The organism is Agathobacter sp. (assembly GCF_977054825.1).
The window spans coordinates 103,513-126,096 of the sequence record NZ_CDRTEH010000002.1 but is presented as its reverse complement, the minus strand read 5'-3'; the positions used below and the strand labels follow the sequence as shown (position 1 = coordinate 126,096).

Genomic DNA, 22,584 nt, shown 5'->3' with positions numbered 1-22,584 from the left:
ACAGTTTTGTATTCATCCAATATATTCTACACCGGTTACTATAGCTTTGTTGACACCGTAATTCCATCGCCTATAGGCATCACTGCCGTCACCAGCTCATCTGAGTGTGTAAGCTCGTAGAGATACTCCCTCATACGCTTGTAGATGGTACGGTTTCTGCGCTCAACGATATAGTGCGATTCTATGATATCGCCATCCTGCAGCACATTGTCGGACACCAGCACCCCGCCTGTCTTTAAAAGGCGAAGCACCTGCGGCATAAAGTTGATATACTGTCCCTTTGCCGCGTCCATAAATATCATGTCAAACTGTCCTTCAAGCTGTGGAAGTATCTCCGTTGCATCGCCCTCTAAGAGTGTAATCTGCTCCTGCTTCCCGGCTCTTTCAAAGTTGGCCTTTGCGATAGGTATTCTTTTTTCGTAATTTTCAATCGTCACTATCTGACAACCCTTCGGTGCATACTCTGCCATCAAAACGGCAGAAAAACCAACCGCTGTTCCCACCTCGAGAATACGCATTGGTTTTTGCATTGCAAGAAGCAGCTTTAAAAAGCTCTGCATCTCTTTTCTGATAATCGGAACGAAGTCTCTTAAGGCTTCCTTCTCTATCTCATCTAATACAGGCGTGTTGCCTCTGTCCAAGGAATTGATATATGTGACAAGTCTCTCATCAACTATCATTCTTGTATTTCCTAATCTAATTATTGACACAAATGTGCTTAACGGATAATTACTGTGTATCCGAAGGCTCCGTAGTCTGTGTCTGTTCTTCATCGCTCTTGTCGGAGGACATGATTACCATCATATCCTTTGCCGTCATTGAAGTGTTGAGTGTGTATATCCCTGGCTTTATATGTCCTGAGTAAGCAGACAGCTTAAGCTGGAGATAAAATAAATTGTGATCCCTTACAAGGCCCTTGTCCTCTAAAAGCTGTCCAAGCTCCTCTGCGGAGATGCCCTTTTCCACCTGAACGAGTACATCCTGACCATCGCCATTTGTCATGGCAGGCTCAGTAAAAACTCTGTAGCCAAAATCATAGCAGATGCTGCAGATTTTTATGCCCGCAAACAGCACTAAAAGAGCAATCATTATTGAAAAAGCAACCCTTATAAAACCAAATAAAGCCTTGTTAAAATCCATAAGCTGTTCCTACACTTCCATAATTATAGGTATAATCATCGGTCTTCTCTTTGTTTCCTTCCAAACAAAGTCTCCCAATGCATCCTTTACCTCTGTCTTTATCTTGCCCCAGTCTGTCACATTGTTGTCTGTCAGACGCTCCATTGTGTCATCCAGCACGCATTTTGCCTCATCCATCAGGCTCTCTGAATTGCGCACATATACAAATCCTCTCGATACAATATCAGGACCTGCAAGCAGCTGTCCTGAGCCTGCCTCAAGTGTCATCACAACGATGATGATTCCATCCTCAGCCAGACGCTGTCTGTCACGGAGCACGATATTTCCTACATCTCCTACACCAAGTCCATCGACCATGACATTGCCCACATGCACTCTGCCTGTCACCTTGGCACCGTCCTCATTGATTTCAAGCACATCTCCTGATGAAAGGATCTTGATGTGGTCTGTATCATATCCGAGCTGCTCGGCTATTTTGGCCTGTGCCACAAGATGCTTGTACTCTCCATGAACAGGGATTGCGTACTTTGGATTGACAAGAGAATAAATAAGCTTGATATCCTCCTGACAGGCATGACCGGAAACATGGACATCCTGGAATATAACGTCTGCACCCTTCATCATGAGCTCATTAATGATACCTGTAACCGACTTCTCATTTCCCGGTATAGGGTTTGAGCTGAATACAATGGTATCGTTTGGCTTTATGGATACCTTTCTGTGGGTACCGTTTGCCATACGTGAAAGAGCTGCCATTGACTCTCCCTGGCTTCCTGTCGTGATGATGACAGTCTGCTCATCAGGATAGCTTCTAAGCTGTTCTACATCTATAAGAATATTGTCAGGCAGCGACAGATAGCCAAGCTCTGAGGCTATCGAAATGATATTTACCATGCTTCGTCCCTCGATGGCCACCTTTCTGCCATACTTCTCCGCACAGTTGATAATCTGCTGCACACGGTCTACATTTGATGCAAATGTAGCAATGATAATTCTGTTTTTCCTGTGATCCTCAAAGATGCCGTCCAATACCTTTCCGACAGACTTCTCAGACTGTGTGAAGCCCGGTCTTTCTGCATTGGTACTGTCGCACATAAGCGCGAGCACGCCCTTCTTTCCAATCTCGCCAAACCTTGCAAGGTCGATTGCATCTCCAAATACAGGTGTATAATCCACCTTGAAATCGCCTGTATGCACAACTATACCTGCCGGTGAATAGATAGCAAGCGCTGCTGCATCCTGGATACTGTGGTTAGTCTTTATAAACTCAACTCTGAAGCAGCCAAGGTTGATGTGCTGTCCGTATTTTACGACTTTTCTCTTGACAGTCTTAAGCATGCCATGCTCTTCGAGCTTTCTGTCAATAATTCCGACGGTAAGCTTTGTAGCGTATATCGGTACATTTATCTCCTTAAGTACATAAGGAATAGCACCGATATGATCCTCATGTCCATGAGTGATAAAGAAGCCCTTGACCTTATCGATGTTCTCCTTAAGATATGTGATATCAGGGATAACCAAATCTATTCCCAGCATATCGTCCTCAGGGAATGACAATCCGCAATCTACCACAATAATACTGTCCTCATACTCAAAGGCAGTAATATTCATTCCAATCTGCTCTAATCCTCCAAGTGGAATGATCTTAAGCTTACCTGTATTCTGTTTTTCTGTTTTCTTCAAAATATTACCTCCAAATTTATTTCACGTACAACTGCAATCCTAATATTCAAGTGCAGTGTCATCATCCGTAAGCTCAGAAAATACCTTAGCAATAGCCGAAAACTCAACATCGTCTTCAACCATCTGATAAAGCACCTCTTCATCCTTTGTGCTTACTTCTTTTAAAATATATGCTTCACAGTCTCCGCTTTCTTCTCCTTCGGAAACTAAAAGATATCGTGTTCCATTAAGTGTTGTCTCTTCTTCAACCGCAAACTCGACAACATCATTGGTCTGCGGATCAGTAAATTTAATTTTCTGCATAAAAACTAAGACCGACTATTTGACAGATAATCCAAATATCCCTGCAAAATAAAAATCGCTGCTATCTCATCAACAAACTCCTTGCGATTCTCCCTGCGTATGCCGGTTTCCATCATAGAACGGTCGGCTGCGACTGTAGTAAGACGCTCATCCCAGTATATGACCTCAAGACCTGTCCGCCTTGCAAGCATATCACCGAACTCCTTCGTCTTCTCGCAGCGTTCTCCTTCCGTGTTATTCATGTTTTTAGGATAGCCGAGCACAATCCTGTCCACCTTGTACTCTGCTATAATCTCCTCAATACGTGCCAAAGTCTGTCTGAGCTTGGATGGCGACTTCCTACGCACTATCTCAACGCCCTGTGCTGTGATTAAGAGCTCGTCGCTCACCGCTACTCCGACTGTCTTTGAACCAAAATCAAGACCTAATATCCTCATATTAATCCCATGCGCTGTTCTCAATGTATGTCTTGAGAACCTCCTCCACAAGCTCGTCTCTCTCAACCTTCATGATGAGACTTCTAGCGTTATTGTGGCTTGTGATATATGTTGGATCTCCGGACATAATATATCCAACAATCTGATTAACAGGATTGTAGCCTTTTTCCTTTAATGCCTTGTACACAATCTCGAGTACATCGCTTACCTGAAGCTCAGGCTCCTTTTGAACTGTAAAAAATTGTGTGTTGTTAATATTTTTTTCCATACGTTTCGCCCTTCTTGTAATATTATTTTATTATAAATGTAATAAAATTACAACCTTTTATTATTCGAAGAGTAATATTTCGTCCGTAAGCATACCCGATACACGGCCTGAAACTATCTGATTTTCAAGGTTTTCGTCAGTTTCCTTAGCGACCTTGACATATTCCTTAGTATATCCGACAAAATATTCTTTATCACCGATTACGGTCCTTTCCTCAAAAAGGACCTCCTCATTCTTTCCGATATAGAATTTCCTGAACTCCTCAGACATGGCATGACCAAGTGCTATGAGCTTTTCGCTTCGTGCCGCCTTAACCTGCTCATCTATCTGGTCAGGCATCACTGCGGCGCGGGTGCCTTTTCGCTTTGAGTACTTAAAGATATGCATCTCATAAAAATGTATACGCTCAAGATATGCCTTAGTCTGCGCAAACTCCTCCTCTGTCTCGCCCGGAAATCCCACGATCACATCGGTTGTGATGGCCGGATGAACAAAATATTTACGCAAAAGCTCACAGCCTCTCTCGTACTCTTTAGTGGTATATTTTCTGTTCATCCTCTTAAGCGTTGCATCGCAGCCGCTCTGGAGTGACAGATGGAAATGAGGACAGATTTTATCAAGCTTTGAAAGCTCGCTCGCAAAGTGCTCTGTCACAATCTTTGGCTCGAGTGAGCCAAGCCTGATACGCTCTATGCCCTTTACCGCGTTCACCGCCTGTATCAGCTCAAGAAGGCCTGTAGCTTCCTCAAAATCCACACCGTATGAGCTTAGATGGATACCTGTCAGCACAACCTCCTTGAAGCCGTTTGCCGCGAGTCTTTCAACCTCTGCTATTACATTTTCAAACATACGGCTTCTGACACGTCCTCTGGCATACGGAATGATACAATAGCTGCAAAACTGATTGCAGCCGTCCTGCACCTTGATGAAGGCTCTCGTATGCTCCTTTGTCTGGTCTATAAAGAGCTCCTCAAAATCATGCTTTCCATCATTTATATCGTCCACAGTATCGCTTACACTGTCCAAAGAGTATTCCTCAAGCAGCCTTACCAGGTCATGCTTTCTGTCATTTCCGATGACAATATCCACCGATAAGTCGTTTAATACTTCTTTTTCACTTGTCTGCACATAGCAGCCGGCTGCCACAACTATTGAGTCCGGATTGTTTTTCTTTGCCTTGTGAAGCATCTGTCTGGATTTTCTGTCAGCCATGTTGGTGACTGAGCAGGTATTTATGACATACACATCAGCTTTTTGTGTGAACGGAACTATCTCATAGCCCGCCTCCTCAAGCAGATGCTGCATGGCCTCTGTCTCATATGCATTTACTTTACATCCTAAATTATGTAAGGCTGCTTTTTTCATTTTATTTTTTTACTCCTATTTAATTGACTTTTCCTTAAAAAACTATTACTATCTATATGACAGTAGTTATTTAAGGAGGTTTTCAATATGAAAACAGTACAGATTTCATTAAATTCCATTGGGAAAGTAAAATCATTCGTTAACGCTATTACTCAGTTTGATTTCGATTTTGATTTAATATCAGGCAGATATGTCATTGATGCTAAATCAATTATGGGTATCTTCAGCTTAGACCTTTCTAAGCCAATAGAGCTCGCTATACATACAGAAACCGGACTTGACGAGATTATGGAAGTATTAAAGCCATATATCATCGACGAAGCCAAGTAATACAGACACAATGATTTGATTAATTAGGACCTGAAGCTCAGGTCCTTTTTATTTTGCTTAAAGGTGGCACTGATTACTCAGCATCCACCATAATCACCTCTGTAGTATCTATAGCTGTCTTCATAAGCTCATCTATCACATCATTAAGTCTTTCCTCAGACTTCTTAATCCTGTTGATATTCGGCTTTGTAACAGGATGCTTTGCCACGAAAATAGTACAGCAGTCCTCATACGGAAGAATCGATGTCTCATAGGTATCAATTTTGTTTGATATATCAATGATATCATTCTTGTCCATGGCAATGAGCGGTCTGTATACAGGCATATGGCACACCTCGTTTGTTGCAGCAAGTGACTGCATTGTCTGGCTTGCAACCTGTCCGATGCTCTCTCCTGTGATAAGGCCTAAGCATTTATCCTCATCGGCAAAGTGCTCTGCTATCTTCATCATGTATCTGCGCATGATGATGGTCAGCTCATCATGAGGACATTTCTCATATATGGCAAGCTGTATATCTGTAAAATTGACAACATGCAGCTTTATCCTGCCTGAATATCTGGCAACCTTCTTTGCGAGGTCTACAACCTTCTGCTTTGCTCTCTCGCTCGTATATGGCGGTGCATGGAAATATGTGGCATTGATTACCACGCCTCGCTTTGCAATCATGTATCCTGCAACCGGGCTGTCGATTCCACCGGAGAGCAGAAGCATTGCCTTTCCTGCTGTGCCAAGCGGCATACCGCCCGGTCCAGGAATCTCCTCTGAATAAATATTTATCATAGGTCTGATCTCGATATTGATCATAACCTGCGGATTATGTACATCTACCCTTGTCTCAGGAAATGCCTCAAGCACCTTTTCACCTACAGCGGCATTTATTTCCATAGATGTCATCGGATAGTTCTTTCTGGCACGTCTCGCGTTTACCTTGAAGGTAAAGCTCTTATCCTTGTATACATGGTTGATATGCTCGATAACTGCTTCACAGAGCTTATCAAAGCCCTCGTCCTCATGCAGCTCGACCGGACAGATACCCACGATACCAAAGATTCTTGACAATGTGGCAACTGTCTCGTCATAATCATAGTCTCCGTCTGTCTCCACGTACACACGTCCGCTTTCCTTTCTTACCTCAAAGCTTCCATCCACATTGCGAAGCTGATATTTGATATTCTTAACGAGCGCGTCCTCAAAAATGTATCTGTTTTTGCCCTTTATCGCAATCTCAGCATACTTGATCAAAAATGTCTTATACATGTAACTCTCCTGTTCTGGTTTTATTTACTATTTTTAATTACTAAATATTTCATTGTATACGTAACCTTTTAGCGTCTTGTATATCTTCGAAGCATTGGTATCACCTCAGCCATCACTGATACAGCGTAATCAATCTCCTCCTGGGTGGTATTGACACAAAAGCTGAATCTGATCGTGGAATCTAAAAGCGACTGCTTAAGCCCTATGCTCTTTAGTGTTGAGCTGATTGCCGGTTTGTTTGATGAGCAGGCACTTCCTGCAGACACATATATCTGCCTGTCCTCAAGAGTGTGGAGCATAACCTCTGCTCTCACACCATCCACGCTCACACTTACCACATGAGGGGCATTGGTATGATCCGTGCGTCCGTTTACTGATACACCTTCAATACGCTGCACTGACTCTATGAAATGATCTCTGAGCTCATACATATGTGCTGTTTTTTTGTCAAAATCTGTGTAAATTTCCTCGGCTGCAACTCCAAGACCTGCATATGCCGGAACATTTTCCGTGCCTGAGCGCATGCCCTTCTGCTGGCCTCCTCCGTATATAATCGGCTTGATTTTGGTCTTGTCCTTTATATATAAAAAGCCGCTGCCCTTGGGTCCGTGAATCTTGTGTCCGCTGACCGAAAGCATATCTATATTCATGCGCTTCGGCCTGATTTCAAGCTTGCCGTAGGACTGTATGGCATCCACATGAAAAAGTGTTGCAGGATTTTTCTCTTTTATAGCTGCTCCTGCCTCCTCAATCGGCATGACAGCGCCAATCTCATTGTTTACATGCATAAGCGATACAAGAATCGTATCCTCCCTTACGGCATTTTTCAGCTCCTCAACACTTATCACGCCGTCATGGTTAACAGGCAGATATGTGATTTCAAAGCCCTGCTCCTCAAGAAACTGCATCACAGACAAAACCGATGCATGCTCGACAGAGGATGTGATGATGTGCCTTCCGGCTCGCTTATTTGCCATTGCAGCACCTATTATTGCCGTATTATTCGACTCTGTGCCACCGGATGTAAAGAGTATCTCCTTGTCCTGCACCCTGAGTGTCTTTGCAATCTTTTTCTTAGCATCATTAATATAATTTTCTGCCTCAACGCCCTTCATATGAAGCGATGAAGGATTACCGTAATCCTCTGTAAGCAGCTTATAAACCATATCTGCCGCTGCCTTTGAACATCTGGTTGTGGCAGAATTATCCAAATATGCTTCCATTTTTTCTCCTGACTTCTACTTTGTAACCGATAAATATCTCTGTATTTTAATTTTTATATTATGAAAATTAAATATCTGCATACTTTAATGTTGTAACTGCTAAATATCTCTATTTAATTATTCATAACTATTCAAAACCACCATATGCATTTGCAAATCTACACGTCCAGATTGTATACAAGCATGGCAAGTGTGGCAAGCCCTGCTGTCTCCGTGCGTAAAATCCTGCGCCCCAAGCTTATTCTGTGCATTGTGGCACGCTCATCCACAAGTGCTATCTCCTCCGGCGCAAAACCGCCCTCCGGGCCCACTACAACACCAATTGTCTGACCAGACCTAAGCTGCCCCATTATCTCTCTTGTCGCATCCATGCCACGCTCATTCTCATATGGCACCAGCGTGACATCAAGCTCTGATGCGCTTTTTAATGCTTCCCTGTATGTAACCGGCTGCTTTACAGTGGGGATCACTGTGCGCTTTGACTGCTTTGCGGCGCTCTCAGCAATAGCCTGCCATCTCTGCAGCTTTTTTGCTGCCTTTTTTTCGTCCAGCTTTACCACACAGTTTTTCATGGCAACCGGAACAATCTCGGATACACCAAGTTCCACAGCCTTTTGAATAATAAGCTCCAGCTTATCGCCCTTTGGCAGCCCCTGATACAGCACAATGTGGTTGTCAAGCTCTGTACCCGCCTCATCTGCACTGTCGATAGCTGCGATGACCTCATCATCCAAAATCGATGATATATGACAGAAATATGCCTGTCCCGACTTTGAGCTCACTCTTATTTTTTCCCCGTTTTTCATGCGCAGTACATTCTTTATGTGATTTACGTCACCTCCGATGATAGAGATGCTGTCAGAATGAACCTGCTCTTCCTCTACAAAAAACTGATACATAATCCACCAAACTATTTAGCCTGCTTCTGCGCAGTGATATTGACCCATTCACCCTGATGATTGATTTCTACCACCTTAAGCCCTGCTGCTTCGATAGCCTCTTTTACTTCATTTTCCTTGAAATCTATGATTCCCGATGTGATAAAATATCCGCCTTCCTTTAGCCTGTCCGGAATAACAGGTGCCATAGGAATGATGACATCGGCAAGGATATTTGCAACAACGATATCGTATTCTTCGGTGCCGACCTTCTTTTGAAGCTCTGTATCATCTATGAGATTGCCGACATAGAACGTGCCAAGCTTCTCATCCAGATGATTGACCTGCATATTGTCACGAGTAGAAATCATGCAGTCAGCATCAAGGTCTGTACCTACAACCTCCTTTGCCCCAAGCTTTAAAGCTACAATGGAAAGGATTCCGCTTCCACAGCCCACATCAAGCACTTTAGGTGCTTCCTTTGCACCCTCAATATACTTGATAAGCTGCTTGATACAAAGCTGGGTTGTCTCGTGCTTTCCTGTACCAAAGGAGATTCCCGGATCAATTTCTATCATAAATTTATCCGCATCCTCCGGTTTTACCTCCTCCCAGGTAGGCTTGATCAATATATCTCCGATTGTAAAGGATGAAAAATACTTCTTCCAGTTATTGATCCAGTCGAGGTCCTCTGTCTCAGATGATGAAATCACACCGCTTCCCACATCAACAGTGTCTCTTAAATCCTCAAGTCCAAGCTTCACCTTCCTAAGCATATCTGACTGGTCACTGCCATCATCCTCAATATAAAAGCTGACATGGCTTATGCCCTCATCAGGAGGCAGCTCCGGCAGAAAATCAATAAACATATCCGCCTGGTCCTCCTTGGTCAAAGGAATATTGTCCTCAATCTCGATTCCCTCGATACCAAGCTCCATAAGCATGCTGCTCATGAAATCCTCAGCCGCGGTTGTTGTCTCAATCGTGTATTTCTTCCACTTCATATAAAAATCCTCTCTTAATAAAATAGATACATAGTATAAATACAGTTTTATTTCAAAACATTTCCGTACATTTTACAAGGCAGTCATACGACTGCCTCCACAACTTACCTCATATAATACCATAAAAATGTGCTGTATAAAAGCCCCAATTTTTACATTGAAATTGAATATTGAAATTGGTTACTGTTCACACCTAACAGTGTGACCAGCAACGATTACAGCCCATTTAAAATGCCTCTACGAGGCAGGGGCTGTAATCACTCAATAATTAACACTATGGCGCATAGCTTGACAGCGTGGTGTCAAGCTTGCGTCTGAACAGTAACTGAAATTGTACATATCGACTGTTAACAATAGTTTTATACGTAAAGACAGCCGAAAAAATGCCCCGCCACACATGGCGGGACATCTATCATAGAACATCTATTACAAATCATCTATTTACAGATCATCCAAAGACTCCTTGAGCTTATCCATAAATCCTTTTTTCTTTTTAGAATCAGTAGAAGCTCCGCCCTCCCTGGTCAGAGAGCCGCCTGAAAGCTCATCAAACTTCTTAAGAGCCTCCTTTGCTTCCTTAGAAAGGCCTGTAGGCGTACTGACAACGAGTGTGACATAATGGTCACCTCTTATTGCTTTATTTCTTGTTGAAGGAACACCCTTACCCTTTAAGCGGATTCTTGTACCGGTCTGTGTACCCGGTGCAACTGTGTATATAATATCTCCATCAACAGTCTTGATTCTTATATCTCCACCTAAGGCTGCAATAGCATATGAGATGGATGCCTTTGAAAAGATATTAACATCCTGACGCTCAAAATCCCTGCTGCTTGAAACAAGAACCTCAACAAGAAGATCTCCACGCGGTCCGCCATTTATGCCCGGCTCACCGTATTCACGTATTCTGACACACTGTCCATTATCTATACCGGCTGGAATCTCAACAGTCTTTCTGACCTTCTTGGTATTGTAGCCTGTACCGTGACATGTAGGACACTTATCCTTTACTACCTTGCCCGAACCACCGCAGGATGGACATGTTGTGACATTCTGCACTACTCCAAACAGAGACTGGCTCTGTCTGACAACCTTACCTGTACCATTACACTGAGTACATGTCTCAGGAGATGTGCCAGGCTTAGCTCCGTTTCCTCCACATGTAGAGCATGTCTCCTTATAGTTGAATTCAAGCTCCTTTGTGCAGCCAAATATAGCTTCCTCAAAAGAAATTCTTACACTGAGACGGACATTTGCACCCTGTGCAGGACCATTTCTTCTGCCACTGCTTCTTCCACCTCCGAAGAAATCTCCGAAAATGTCCCCAAAAATATCCCCCATATCCATGCCTGAGAAATCAAAGCCACCGGCTCCACCACCTGTGCCGTCAAATGCTGCATGACCAAACTGATCATACTGGCGTCTCTTATCCGGATCAGACAATACGGCGTAGGCCTCCTGAGCCTCCTTGAACTTCTCCTCACACTCTTTATCACCCGGATGAATGTCAGGATGATATTTCTTTGCCTGCTGTCTGAAGGCTTTTTTAATCTCTGCATCTGTTGCGGTCTTAGATACTCCTAATACCTCATAATAATCTCTTTTTTCTGCCATAATTGAAAATTCCTTTTATTATACAACTAATTCGCAAGGCCGGCCAAGCGGCCAACCTTGCGAGTGATTTTACTTGCGCAGCCATTCTGATGCTTTGATTAATAACCCGGATTACAGGTCATTAATCCTCATATCATTATGGCAGCATCTGTTTAATTATACTTCCTTGAAATCTGCGTCGATGACATCATCATCTGCACCGTTTGAAGCACCTGTATTCATATCAGGACCTGCCTGACCTGCTCCTGCGTTCATATCAGGACCTGCTCCTGCTGCACCCTGTGCTGCCTGAGCCTGCTCATACATCTTTGCAAATACCTTCTGTGCACTCTGTGTGAGCTTCTCCTGTGCTGCCTTGAGCTCTGCAACATCAGCCTCTGTCATAGCCTCTGCCTCTTTATGTGCATCAAGGAATGACTTAACTGCTGCGATATCAGCCTCAACTGCTGACTTATCAGCGGCATCAACAGAATCTCCAACCTGCTTTAATGCATCCTCTGTCTGGAATACAAAGCTCTCAGCATCATTTCTTGCATCGATTGCTTCTTTTCTCTTCTTATCCTGTGCCTCAAACTCAGCAGCCTCTTTAACAGCCTTATCGATCTCATCATCAGACATATTAGATCCTGCTGTGATTGTGATGTGCTGCTCTTTACCTGTTCCAAGATCCTTAGCAGATACATTTACGATACCGTTTGCATCGATATCGAATGTAACCTCAATCTGTGGAACTCCACGACGTGCTGGTGGGATACCGTCAAGTCTGAACTGTCCGAGTGATTTATTGTCGCGGGCGAACTGTCTCTCACCCTGTACTACGTTGATATCAACGGCTGTCTGGTTATCAGCAGCTGTAGAGAATATCTGGCTCTTTCTTGTAGGAATAGTTGTATTTCTCTCGATAAGTCTTGTAGCAACACCACCCATTGTCTCGATTGAAAGAGAAAGTGGAGTTACATCAAGGAGAAGTACTTCGCCGGCACCGGCATCTCCTGCAAGCTTACCACCCTGGATAGAAGCACCGATTGCTACGCACTCATCAGGGTTAAGAGACTTGCTTGGCTCTTTTCCTGTCATCTGCTTTACTTTGTCCTGTACGGCTGGAATACGTGTAGAACCACCTACAAGTAATACCTGTCCAAGGTCTGCATTTGTAATGCCCGCATCCTTCATAGCGTTCTGTACAGGGATTGCTGTTCTCTCTACGAGGTCATGTGTCAGCTCATCGAACTTAGCTCTTGTAAGAGTCATATCGAAATGCTTTGGTCCCTCTGCTGTAGCTGTGATGAATGGAAGGTTGATGTTTGTAGTAGTAGCTGAAGACAGCTCCTTCTTAGCCTTCTCAGCAGCTTCCTTTAATCTCTGGAGTGCCATCTTGTCTGTAGAAAGATCAACACCCTCTGCCTTCTTGAACTCGTCAATCATCCACTGTGTTACCTTGTTATCGAAATCATCACCACCAAGGCGTGTATCACCGTTTGTAGATAATACTTCGATGACTCCGTCACCAATCTCGATGATAGATACATCGAATGTACCACCACCAAGGTCATAAACCATAATCTTCTGCTCTTTCTCGTTGTCAAGACCATAAGCAAGTGCTGCTGCTGTAGGCTCGTTGATGATACGCTTTACATCAAGACCTGCAATCTTGCCTGCATCCTTTGTAGCCTGACGCTGAGCATCGTTGAAGTAAGCTGGTACTGTGATAACTGCCTCTGTTACCTTCTCACCGAGGTAGCCCTCTGCATCAGCCTTTAACTTCTGAAGCACCATAGCTGAAATCTGCTGTGGGCTGTAGCTCTTGTCATCAATCTGTACCTTGTAATCTGTACCCATATGTCTCTTGATAGAAGAAATTGTCTTCTCAGCATTTGTAACTGCCTGACGCTTTGCAGGCTCACCGATAAGTCTCTCTCCTGTCTTTGTGAAAGCAACTACTGAAGGAGTAGTTCTTGCACCCTCCTGATTTGCTATAACTGTAGGTTTTCCACCTTCCATAACTGCTACGCAGCTGTTTGTTGTTCCTAAATCAATACCAATGATTTTGCCCATTTTATTTTCCTCCTATTAAATATAGTGTTTTTACCTGTTTTATATATTATTTGTAACCATCCTATGCCTCACATGAATCACAAAATCCGATTCACTGTCATGCCGGATAGATGTACACATCATTACTGTACTACGGATACCATGCTGTGGCGTACCACTGAATCCTTGTACATATAGCCCTTCTGGAGCTCCTGTGCTACGGTGCCTGACTCAAGCTCATCGTTTTCAACCTGCATCACTGCATTGTGGAAATCAGGATCAAACTCCTGTCCTACACACTCTATAGGCTTTACTCCTACAGCATCAAGCTCTGTGAGCATCTGCTTGTAGACCTTATCCATACCTGTGATAAAAGGATCATCCTTCTTATCATCCGGTACTGCTGCAAGACCTCTCTCGAAATTGTCGATTACAGGAAGGATTTTCTCAACTATTGTCTTTGCTCCCATGTCAAACATCTGGGATTTTTCCTTCTCGCTTCTCTTGCGGAAGTTCTCGAACTCTGCCATCTGTCTTTTCAGACGATCGTTAAGCTCTTCAATCTGCTCATCCTTCTTGTCTTTTTTCTTTTTCTTGAAGAGACCTTTCTTTTCATCTGCTTTGGCTTCTGCATCAGCTGGAGCATCATCCTCTGATTCAGCTTCCTTCACATCTGTATCTTTAGCTTCTTCGGCTGCCTGAGTGCTTTCCTCATCAGCTCCTTCAATCTCTATCTCTTCTGCTTTATTCTCTGCAGTCTCATTGTCGATTGTTTCTTTTTTAATATCCTCTGGCATTTTTGACCACCTTCCTATGTTTCATCCTCAGACTTCTTATAAATTCCATCTAACTGGGATTTAAGAGTCTTTAGATTATCCATTACTTTTTCATAATCCATGCGCTTTGGTCCGACAATTCCTATCGTGCCCTTTACGCCCTCACCCAGATCATATGTCGCAGTGACAACACTGCAGTCCTTCATGGTCTGGATTGGAGATTCATTTCCTATATAAACCTGAATACCTGTTCCATTGTCCTTCTTCTCAGAATCGGAAAGGGATTCGGTAACAAGGCTTGCTAGCTCTTCCTTTTCCTCAAATGCTGACAAAAGTGTCGCTGCATTATTGGAATCCGAAAGCTCAGGATACTTCAGAATATTTGTCGCTCCGCTGGTGTAAATCTTAAGATCCTCACTCTCCGCGAAGGTCTGTGCCAATGCATCAATCACATCAGAGACTATTCCTGAATGGATACCAGCGCGTTCCTTTATGCTTGCAATGTTTCCAAGATTAATCTCGTTCATTGCGAGTCCGTTTAATGAGGTGTTAAGCAGAATGTTGAGCTTAAGTATTGTCTCATTGTCAAGCGGCTCATATAAATCAAGCATCTTGTTTCTGACCATATTGTTGTTCATAACAATTACTGCAAGCAGGTGCTGCTCATCAACCTGTGAAAGCTGGATGAACTTCACCTTGTTGTGATTGACATCCGGTGCAGAAACGAGTGTGGCGTAATTGGTATTGTTTGCAAGTACCTTTGCCGCCTGCTTTAACACCTGCTCCATCTTCTCGGTATTTTCAATGACCAGCTCCTTCATATCAGAAAGCTCTTTTTCCTTCTTATCGTTTGTCTCTATAAGATGGTCTACATATAATCTGTAGCCCTTATCCGAAGGGATTCTTCCTGCTGAGGTATGTGGCTGTACTATATAGCCCATCTCCTCTAAATCGCTCATCTCATTTCTGATTGTTGCCGAGCTTAAATTAAGGTCTGTATATTTTGAAATTGTACGTGAGCCAACCGGCTCTCCTGTGGCGAGATAATTACGGATGATCGCATCCAGTATGGTAAGCTGTCTCTCGCTCAACTCTAGTTCTTTGTTTTCATTTTCCATTGGTCACACGCTCCATCTGAAGTATGCTTTTTATTTGTTAGCACTCTATATTTTGGAGTGCTAATTTTTTATCTGTACATAACATACCACCACCTATTAGCAATGTCAACCCTTGAGTGCTAATTTTTTGAATAAAATTTTTGAAACCCTTGATTTTACTGGGGTTTCAGGCTTTATAAATTTTCTATTAAATGGTTTTTAGCGTTTACTACACCACTACTGTACCATTTTTTTCAAGTTTTTTTATTTCCGCCTTGCATCATGCATCAATTATCTAATCCCTAATATTAAAAAACAGCAGGAAATCCTGATAGATAGACTTCCTGCCATATTTTTATGTTATGCAATAATCACCAATCACTATCCCAGTCACTTCCGCCTGAATCCCAGCTATCACCGGAATCCCAATCATAGTCGCTGTCATAATCACTGCTCGAGCTGCCCGAGCTCTCATAATGGTCTTCATAATAGCCGCTATTCTCAAATTTAATAATCGAGCTGTCCCACACCAGATCTGCATAGTCAAAGCCATATAGGGATTTGTTGTCCAAAACCTCCTGCGGAACATCCGAACGGCTGATTTCATTATAATCATAGCTGTCATCATCGTATTCGAACCAGCTATAATGACTGTTTACATAGACCGTGTCATTATACTTAAAGTAATCTGTTTTGCAATAATTGTGTATAGGTGTAATGAGCACAAGTGCAATTAAAACTACAGTAATAAAATAATGCATGGCATGACGCATAGCACTGCACTTTGGCTTTTTAAGCCAGGCTGCGTACAGTCCGAACGGCTTAAACCTTTTGTGATTTTCAATAAAGTCCGTCAGAAAAAATGCGCCTACAATACCGGCAATACCCGATATCAGCAAATCCCAGCCAATGCCCTTATACGTATCATTGAGTGCAAATCCAACTATAATCAGGACAATGAACATAACAATGCCTATAACCATAGCAATAGAGGGCTTAATGATATACTCATTTACATTTTTAGATGAAAATGTATCTGAAAAAACCTTCTTCGTTTCCTGTGCAAAATTCTCATTCGTATGCTTCTGCTGATGCGCTTTTTGATTTAAAATCTCATCCTTTAATTTAAGATACAGCTCATTAACAGCATACGCCTCATCTGTACCCTGATATCGCACCGCACGAGTGCCGTCGGCCTTATTTTTGTAGACGATAAATTCATTTCCAGCCTGATAAATACCAAATGCCCTAGGCTGTCTGTAGTCGATTCCTATAAAAAATCGTGTAATTTCATATGGTGGAAGATGTCTGTCCTCGTACCATTTTGCAAGCTCTGCTATGGTCTTTGGTGTACCGTCTGCCGTCCTCTTTATTGAATTGTTGCTGGCACCACAATATGGGCACTGCTCAACATTCTCAGGTATCATGGAACCACAATACTCACATTTAATCTCCAATTTAATTCCCTCTGACTTTCTAAAACCTAAATTTCCATAAATATACTATCAAATATACTCCCAAAAGTCCATAAATCAGTTATTATTATTCCTAATCAAAATCTGTATGATTTTATCATAATTTTCCGGTCTGTGTGGAAACGTACAGTCTGTGCATACCTTGATTTTTTTACCATTCTTCTCTATATAGGTCTTACTTCCGGGACAGTTTGGCATACTATACATCGGGCAATAGCAGAACAGGCAGTTAAAGTCCTCTGATAGTCCCTTGTGACACGGAAAATATTTGCAATCTGTATTTTTAAAATATTTATAAGAGTTTTCCATTTTTATTCCTTCTATATTCATATGCTTTTCTCACAAGGCTCTCTGCAAAATGCGGATTTGACGGATAATACAGGTGCGGAAACCCAAGCCAGTAATTATCATGGCTTATCACGCAGTCGTACCTTCTACCTGTGGCCGGCTTTGTCGCAATACAATCGGCTCCGTTATCGGCGCTGTCGTAATAATGAAATTCATGCGCCTTTATTTTTTCATTTGGCAGCAAAAAATTGCTATGCTTTTCCGCAAGCTCAATATATCCGAACCTGACCAGCTTTCCCTTAAAATGACACCACCCATCAAGTACTCCAGCCATATCAAAAACACAATTTTGATTATGGATATATTTGTGAAGATACATAAATCCACCACACTCGGCAACCGTCGGCAATCCGGCTCTAAAAGCTTTTTTTATGGACTCCCGCATAGATACGTTTTCACTCAGTTCCTTTGTATACAGCTCCGGATAGCCTCCTCCAAGCAGCATTGCATCACAATCCTTTGGGAGCTTGGTATCATGAAGCGGTGAAAAATACTGTAATTTTGCACCGCATTTTTCAAGAAGCCTCAAATTATCTTCATAATAAAAGCAAAACGCTTCATCCATGGCAACAGCTATGTTTACGGTATTTATTGCTTTATTTTGTGAAAATTCATTTTGATCATAATTACCTATATTTTTTTCATTATATATTTCTGCATTTCCACTGTCACCGATTTCATCTGCCTCTGCTGCAATGTCCATAAACAAATCCATATCTATTGTCTTTTTTAGTCTGTCGGCAGTTTCATTGAGCTGTTTTTTTATATCTGAAAGCTCATCCGGCATGACAAGCCCCAGATGTCTGCTTGAAAGCCCGATATCCTTCTGTTCCGGGAAATACCCAACTACTTTTACGTAAAGCTCCTTCTCTATCAAAGGCTTAATAATGTCATAATATCCCTTCGACATCCGATTGAGCAGAACCCCCTTAATCAAGTGCTGCGTATCATACTGCAAAAAACCGGCTATAAGAGCAAGCACTGACTTTCCCATGCCCTTTGCGTCCACCACGAGTATTATCGGAGTCTGCGTCACCTTTGCCAGATGGTATGACGAACCCTGCTCATATATTCCGCCAAGCCCGTCATATAATCCCATCACGCCCTCAAGCACTGCAAAATCCCCATCAGCCTTTTTATCTAAGAAAAGCTGCACTGTTGTCTTTTCATCCGTAAAAAACGTATCAAGATTTTTTGAAGGTACACCAAGCACCTTTTTGTGAAACATCGGGTCGATATAATCCGGTCCGCACTTATATGATGATACGTTTTTTCCGCTGTCCTTTAATAGTTGCAGTAAAGCGCAGGTTATCATTGTTTTTCCACTGCCGCTTTTGGGCGCGGCTATCATAAAACGGTTTATTTTCATGTGTTCATCCTTTTCTATCTATTCAAACAAACATATCCACACCGGATTTTCTGCCTGCATCAGATGATAATGTCCTATCTGCTTTGAGCGGCTGACCTGCAGCTGCACAATATCCTCATTTTTCACATCATATGCCGCCAATATTTCCTTTATCTCACAAATTGTTTCCATGGAAATTGCATTTATCACTATACGGATGTGTGGATTTTTTGCTTTAAGAGCTTCTATTATTTCCTTTAGATTGCCGCTGCTGCCTCCGATAAATGCGTGTGTCGGCACCGGAAGATTTTCCATTCCGTCAGGAGCCTTTGCGTTTATCACATGGATATTTTCAAGTCCATGCTTTTCTTTATTTTGTGTGATAAGCTGCACGGCATTTTCCTTCTGCTCGATGGCATAGACCTCCATATCATCTGAAAGTGATGCGGCCTCTACCGCTATGGAGCCTGTTCCGCTTCCCACATCATATAGCACTGAATCCGATTTTAAATGAAGCTTGCAGATGCTTACATGCCTTATTTCCTCTTTGGTCATAGGAACCTTTTCACGGATAAACTCTGCATCTCTTATATGAGGTGTGACATTTGCTGCAACCGGATTGGGATTTTTTATCATGCAGATATACAGCCCATCCCTTTGAAGCTTTGTACACTCCTGCGGTGAAAGAACCGATATATTTTCATCCGGATATGATAGCTGGTAGCCTACAGTTACCGAGCTATTTTGTAATCCATACCTTTCGTCACTGCTTAATAGCTGTCCAAGCATATTTACATCCTTTACACCGGACATCAGCATAAATGTTTTTGCATTGCGGCTAATCCGTGATGTGATATTGGACAGCTTTACTCCGTGGATGCTGCATATATACGCATCGCTGTAGGTTTCACCGACTGCTGCCGCCATATATGACACAGATGAAATTCCAGGAAGGATTGACACATCCGCATTTAATTTTCCTTCAGAGATTTCATTTTTTATCGCCATATACAGCTTTCTGCTTCCACTGTAAAAGCCTGTATCTCCCGAAAATAATATAAGAACATTACATGATTTTTCAGTATCTTCACATATTTCATGCAGATATGGAATTATCTGCTCTGCAAGATAATACGGCTTTTTTTCTATCTTAGCACTGTATTTTTCTATCATGCGGCTTGCGCCAAGCAGTATATCTGCGCTTTCTATTGCATCCGAAACCGCCTTTGTCATGCAAGCATCATTTCCCATTCCAATGCCGGCAAGCATTATATGAAGCTTGTTATATTTACTGTCAATATATTCACAAACAGCTTCAAATGACATTCCATCATCTTTCCCACTCTGCCCCACAATATAGACCGGAATGCTTTTATTTTTGGCAGCAGCTATTTTCTCAATAAAGCCCCCTGCCGCACCGCTTTTTTTGGTGACCAGACATCTGATATCATACTGGTCAATAAGCGCCTCATTAAGCTGTGTGCTAAACGGTCCCTGCAATGCCAGAATATGCTTTCCTGCAATATCATTGTGCATGCACAAGCTTATGCTCTCAAGCCCCGGAAGCACGCGCACATACAATCTTTCCCTGACACCGGAGTTTTTACAATACACTGACAGCTCCTTGCTTCCTGTTGTGAGAAGTATATTTCCGTCTGTATTGTTAAGTGCCCTTGCACAGGCTTCATTGTCCTCAAAATAGCGGATATTGTCGTAATCTGCTGATATATCCGTATCTCTCTTAAGACGCACATATTCGATATTTTCTGATACGCAGCTATCCGCCTTATTGTCTGTAACAGCATGAGCCTTATTAAAAGCATAAACTGCCTGCTTTATATTTTCAGTAACAACTGCTGCATACGGATGTGTTGCATCCACTATAAGCTTGCATTTTTGTTCCGCAAAGAAGCTTCTCATGCCTTCGCTGTCCATGCGCCCCATATGAACATGCGCATATGGATTTTCCTGCAGCACGATTTCACCGTATTCGGTTGCCACGCAAACCGTATGCTCTATACCTCTTTCGCACAGATGCTCTGATAGCTTACGTCCCTCTGTTGTTCCTGCAAAAATCAGTATTTTACTCAATCTGATATCCTCTCCTTGTGACAAGCTTTCCGTCAATTATTTGTGTACCCTCATTGCCGATAAAGACTGTCGTAAACATGTTGACCTGTGCACTGCGAAGCTCACCGAGCGTACAGACTGTATAGCTTGTTCCCTCACGTCCGATATTTTCGACATAGCCGCAGGCTCTATCCGGCTCTATCGTGCGAAGTAAAATATCACAGGCTCTCATCAGATAGTCCTTTCTCTTGTGGCTCGACGGATTGTACAGTGCTATGACAAAATCACCCTCTGCAGCAGCCACAAGACGCTTTTCAATCTTTTCCCACGGTGTGAGCAGGTCACTTAAGCTGATGGTACAAAAATCATGGTTTAATGGTGCTCCAAGCACTGCCGCACCACTGTTTGCCGCCGTAATGCCGGGTATTACCGAAAGCTCTACGTTATCATATTCCTGTCCAATCTCATACATAAGAGATGCCAGTCCGTATATTCCGGCATCACCACTACATACAAGAGAAACTGTTTTGCCCTCAAGTGCCTTTTCAAAGCACAGGTGGCATCTTTCTTTTTCCTGACGCATTGGAGTGGTCAAAAGCTCTTTTGTCCGGAATTTTTCTCCGAGCAGCTTTATATATACTGTGTAACCCACTATGACGTCACTCGCGTCTAGTGCGTCAACGGCCTGCTTTGTCATCATGCTTTCAAAGCCCGGTCCCATACCTACTATATAAATTTTATTCATGTTGATCTCCATCTCTACTAATTTTATATAACCACGCAGCTATTTGCAATTATATTTAATCAGGATACTTTGCTGCCGCAACCGTTACCCCGTCATATTTATGTTTTTTATAGACAAGTTGTCCTGCTTTATTGCATTCCCTGCTGCATGCAAGCACTGCTGCACGTTCGCACACGTTGTCCACCCCCACATGCTCCTTAACAAACTGTGAGGCACTGAATTCACCCTTCACCGCCATGAGCTCATCTGCGGTATAAGTGACAAATTCTATCCTGTTTCTATTGCAAAATTCCTTTATTCCCGTTTCATCTTTTTTCACATCTATTGACGCGATCATGTCTATATCAGAAATATCTATTTGAAGCTCTAAAAGACTTTGTCTGATTGCCCTGTCGATATTTTCAAACACCGTCCCCCTTCTGCACCCAATACCAAGTACAAACTGTGTGGGTTTTAAGTAAATACTGCCATTTTTACGGTCCTTTGCTTTTTCGCATGATACTACAATATCAGCACCGCAAGCAGGCGGGAAATCCACTGTTTTTATTGCATCAGCGCTCATATCAGCTTCATCTAAAAATGCTTTTATAAGCTGCCTTTGCTTAGCCGGAATGTGCTCCCGATCAACCGACATAGTAACCACTTCCCCCGCCAATACCTTTGATGATACTCCTGCGATGCCATCTTTATTGACTATTGCAAGCCTGCATTTCTTTGCAAAAACATCAACTGCAAATTTATTATTGATATCAGTAGCGGTTGTTATAACAGGCGTAGCATTCATCAGTGCAGCTAATAATACCGCAAGCTCATTGGCGCCTCCCACATGCCCTGAAAGAATCGGAATAACAAACTGCCCCAGCTCATCTATCACAATAACAGGACTGTCTTTAAGCTTGTCATTTACAGAGGATGCTATAGCTCTCACCGCAATACCGCATGCCCCGATAAAAATCAGAGCCTTTTTTTCACTCATCTGTGCGGCTGTCCAGTCTGATATATTTTGCGATATGCAGCCGGTATTTCTAAAATATTCATCGTCTGTATTTTTAATATTCACATCCGATAATCTAGAGCATTTGGTAAAAACCTCCACCTCATATGCACTTTTTTTAAGCTTATAAGCTATGTCACATGACAGCTCATAGCCCTTTTTTGTGAAGCTTACAATGCAAATTTTCATATTCTCAT

General features: G+C 42.6%; 22 protein-coding genes. 1 reads left to right on the top strand and 21 read right to left on the bottom strand.

Annotation, left to right across the window (positions count from 1 at the left end; translation table 11 throughout):
* Nucleotides 1–38: 38 nt before the first annotated feature.
* From ACW6PM_RS02740 to mtaB, 7 genes are read right to left on the bottom strand one after another with little or no spacing between them, the layout of a single operon-like run.
* Nucleotides 39–680: an O-methyltransferase gene (locus ACW6PM_RS02740; RefSeq protein ID WP_015569366.1), complete on the bottom strand. Its 642-nt coding sequence runs from the start codon at nucleotides 678–680 to the stop codon at nucleotides 39–41.
* Nucleotides 681–729: 49 nt separating this feature from the next.
* On the bottom strand, nucleotides 730–1,140 hold the full coding sequence (locus ACW6PM_RS02735) for an endolytic transglycosylase MltG (protein WP_012742733.1): 411 nt from the start codon (nucleotides 1,138–1,140) through the stop codon (nucleotides 730–732).
* 9 nt (nucleotides 1,141–1,149) lie between these two features.
* The gene (locus ACW6PM_RS02730; RefSeq protein WP_308650799.1) at nucleotides 1,150–2,823 is read right to left on the bottom strand and encodes a ribonuclease J; all 1,674 of its coding nucleotides are present in this window, start codon (nucleotides 2,821–2,823) and stop codon (nucleotides 1,150–1,152) included.
* Between the two features lie 39 nt (nucleotides 2,824–2,862).
* Nucleotides 2,863–3,126 carry a DUF1292 domain-containing protein gene (locus ACW6PM_RS02725; RefSeq protein ID WP_012742735.1) on the bottom strand — a complete coding sequence of 88 codons (264 nt, stop codon included), beginning with the start codon at nucleotides 3,124–3,126 and terminating at the stop codon, nucleotides 2,863–2,865.
* A 5-nt stretch (nucleotides 3,127–3,131) separates the two neighbouring features.
* The gene (gene ruvX / locus ACW6PM_RS02720; protein ID WP_012742736.1) at nucleotides 3,132–3,563 is read right to left on the bottom strand and encodes a Holliday junction resolvase RuvX; all 432 of its coding nucleotides are present in this window, start codon (nucleotides 3,561–3,563) and stop codon (nucleotides 3,132–3,134) included.
* Between the two features lies 1 nt (nucleotide 3,564).
* Nucleotides 3,565–3,831 carry an IreB family regulatory phosphoprotein gene (locus tag ACW6PM_RS02715; RefSeq protein WP_012742737.1) on the bottom strand — a complete coding sequence of 89 codons (267 nt, stop codon included), beginning with the start codon at nucleotides 3,829–3,831 and terminating at the stop codon, nucleotides 3,565–3,567.
* A gap of 60 nt (nucleotides 3,832–3,891) precedes the next feature.
* Nucleotides 3,892–5,196 (bottom strand): tRNA (N(6)-L-threonylcarbamoyladenosine(37)-C(2))-methylthiotransferase MtaB, encoded by a 1,305-nt coding sequence (gene mtaB / locus ACW6PM_RS02710; protein WP_456056153.1) that lies wholly within the window; start codon nucleotides 5,194–5,196, stop codon nucleotides 3,892–3,894.
* A gap of 87 nt (nucleotides 5,197–5,283) precedes the next feature.
* Between mtaB and ACW6PM_RS02705 the strand changes: the two genes are divergently transcribed.
* Complete coding sequence (locus tag ACW6PM_RS02705) at nucleotides 5,284–5,526, top strand: HPr family phosphocarrier protein (protein ID WP_012742740.1); 243 nt, start codon at nucleotides 5,284–5,286, stop codon at nucleotides 5,524–5,526.
* Nucleotides 5,527–5,599: 73 nt separating this feature from the next.
* Here ACW6PM_RS02705 and thiI read toward each other — a convergent pair whose 3' ends face one another.
* The 14 genes from thiI to ACW6PM_RS02635 form a co-directional block, all read right to left on the bottom strand.
* Nucleotides 5,600–6,784 carry a tRNA uracil 4-sulfurtransferase ThiI gene (thiI, locus tag ACW6PM_RS02700; protein WP_012742741.1) on the bottom strand — a complete coding sequence of 395 codons (1,185 nt, stop codon included), beginning with the start codon at nucleotides 6,782–6,784 and terminating at the stop codon, nucleotides 5,600–5,602.
* A 68-nt stretch (nucleotides 6,785–6,852) separates the two neighbouring features.
* Nucleotides 6,853–8,007, bottom strand: coding sequence for a cysteine desulfurase family protein (locus ACW6PM_RS02695; RefSeq protein WP_308499231.1), 1,155 nt, complete (start codon nucleotides 8,005–8,007; stop codon nucleotides 6,853–6,855).
* A 158-nt stretch (nucleotides 8,008–8,165) separates the two neighbouring features.
* Nucleotides 8,166–8,906: a 16S rRNA (uracil(1498)-N(3))-methyltransferase gene (locus tag ACW6PM_RS02690; RefSeq protein WP_456056152.1), complete on the bottom strand. Its 741-nt coding sequence runs from the start codon at nucleotides 8,904–8,906 to the stop codon at nucleotides 8,166–8,168.
* 11 nt (nucleotides 8,907–8,917) lie between these two features.
* Nucleotides 8,918–9,889, bottom strand: coding sequence for a 50S ribosomal protein L11 methyltransferase (gene prmA, locus ACW6PM_RS02685; protein ID WP_456056151.1), 972 nt, complete (start codon nucleotides 9,887–9,889; stop codon nucleotides 8,918–8,920).
* A 441-nt stretch (nucleotides 9,890–10,330) separates the two neighbouring features.
* On the bottom strand, nucleotides 10,331–11,500 hold the full coding sequence (gene dnaJ, locus ACW6PM_RS02680) for a molecular chaperone DnaJ (RefSeq protein ID WP_456056150.1): 1,170 nt from the start codon (nucleotides 11,498–11,500) through the stop codon (nucleotides 10,331–10,333).
* A gap of 156 nt (nucleotides 11,501–11,656) precedes the next feature.
* Entirely contained in the window at nucleotides 11,657–13,555 is a 1,899-nt protein-coding gene (gene dnaK, locus ACW6PM_RS02675) for a molecular chaperone DnaK (RefSeq protein WP_456056149.1), read from the bottom strand.
* 122 nt (nucleotides 13,556–13,677) lie between these two features.
* On the bottom strand, nucleotides 13,678–14,331 hold the full coding sequence (grpE, locus tag ACW6PM_RS02670; protein WP_456056148.1) for a nucleotide exchange factor GrpE: 654 nt from the start codon (nucleotides 14,329–14,331) through the stop codon (nucleotides 13,678–13,680).
* A gap of 14 nt (nucleotides 14,332–14,345) precedes the next feature.
* Nucleotides 14,346–15,428, bottom strand: a complete 1,083-nt coding sequence (gene hrcA / locus ACW6PM_RS02665) for a heat-inducible transcriptional repressor HrcA (protein WP_151198352.1) — start codon at nucleotides 15,426–15,428, stop codon at nucleotides 14,346–14,348.
* A 350-nt stretch (nucleotides 15,429–15,778) separates the two neighbouring features.
* Nucleotides 15,779–16,864, bottom strand: coding sequence for a hypothetical protein (locus tag ACW6PM_RS02660; RefSeq protein ID WP_456056147.1), 1,086 nt, complete (start codon nucleotides 16,862–16,864; stop codon nucleotides 15,779–15,781).
* A 75-nt stretch (nucleotides 16,865–16,939) separates the two neighbouring features.
* Nucleotides 16,940–17,191 carry a cysteine-rich small domain-containing protein gene (locus ACW6PM_RS02655; protein WP_456056146.1) on the bottom strand — a complete coding sequence of 84 codons (252 nt, stop codon included), beginning with the start codon at nucleotides 17,189–17,191 and terminating at the stop codon, nucleotides 16,940–16,942.
* Nucleotides 17,175–18,599, bottom strand: coding sequence for a cobyrinate a,c-diamide synthase (locus ACW6PM_RS02650; protein ID WP_456056145.1), 1,425 nt, complete (start codon nucleotides 18,597–18,599; stop codon nucleotides 17,175–17,177). Before ACW6PM_RS02650 ends, ACW6PM_RS02655 begins: the two co-directional genes overlap by 17 nt.
* 18 nt (nucleotides 18,600–18,617) lie before the next feature.
* On the bottom strand, nucleotides 18,618–20,669 hold the full coding sequence (gene cobK / locus ACW6PM_RS02645) for a precorrin-6A reductase (RefSeq protein ID WP_456056144.1): 2,052 nt from the start codon (nucleotides 20,667–20,669) through the stop codon (nucleotides 18,618–18,620).
* Nucleotides 20,662–21,393 (bottom strand): precorrin-3B C(17)-methyltransferase, encoded by a 732-nt coding sequence (cobJ, locus tag ACW6PM_RS02640; protein ID WP_456056143.1) that lies wholly within the window; start codon nucleotides 21,391–21,393, stop codon nucleotides 20,662–20,664. The genes cobK and cobJ overlap by 8 nt, the downstream gene beginning before the upstream one ends.
* Nucleotides 21,394–21,448: 55 nt before the next feature.
* A complete protein-coding gene (locus ACW6PM_RS02635; protein ID WP_456056142.1) occupies nucleotides 21,449–22,576 on the bottom strand; it encodes a cobalt-precorrin 5A hydrolase in 1,128 nt (375 codons plus the stop codon).
* Between the last annotated feature and the right edge of the window lie 8 nt (nucleotides 22,577–22,584).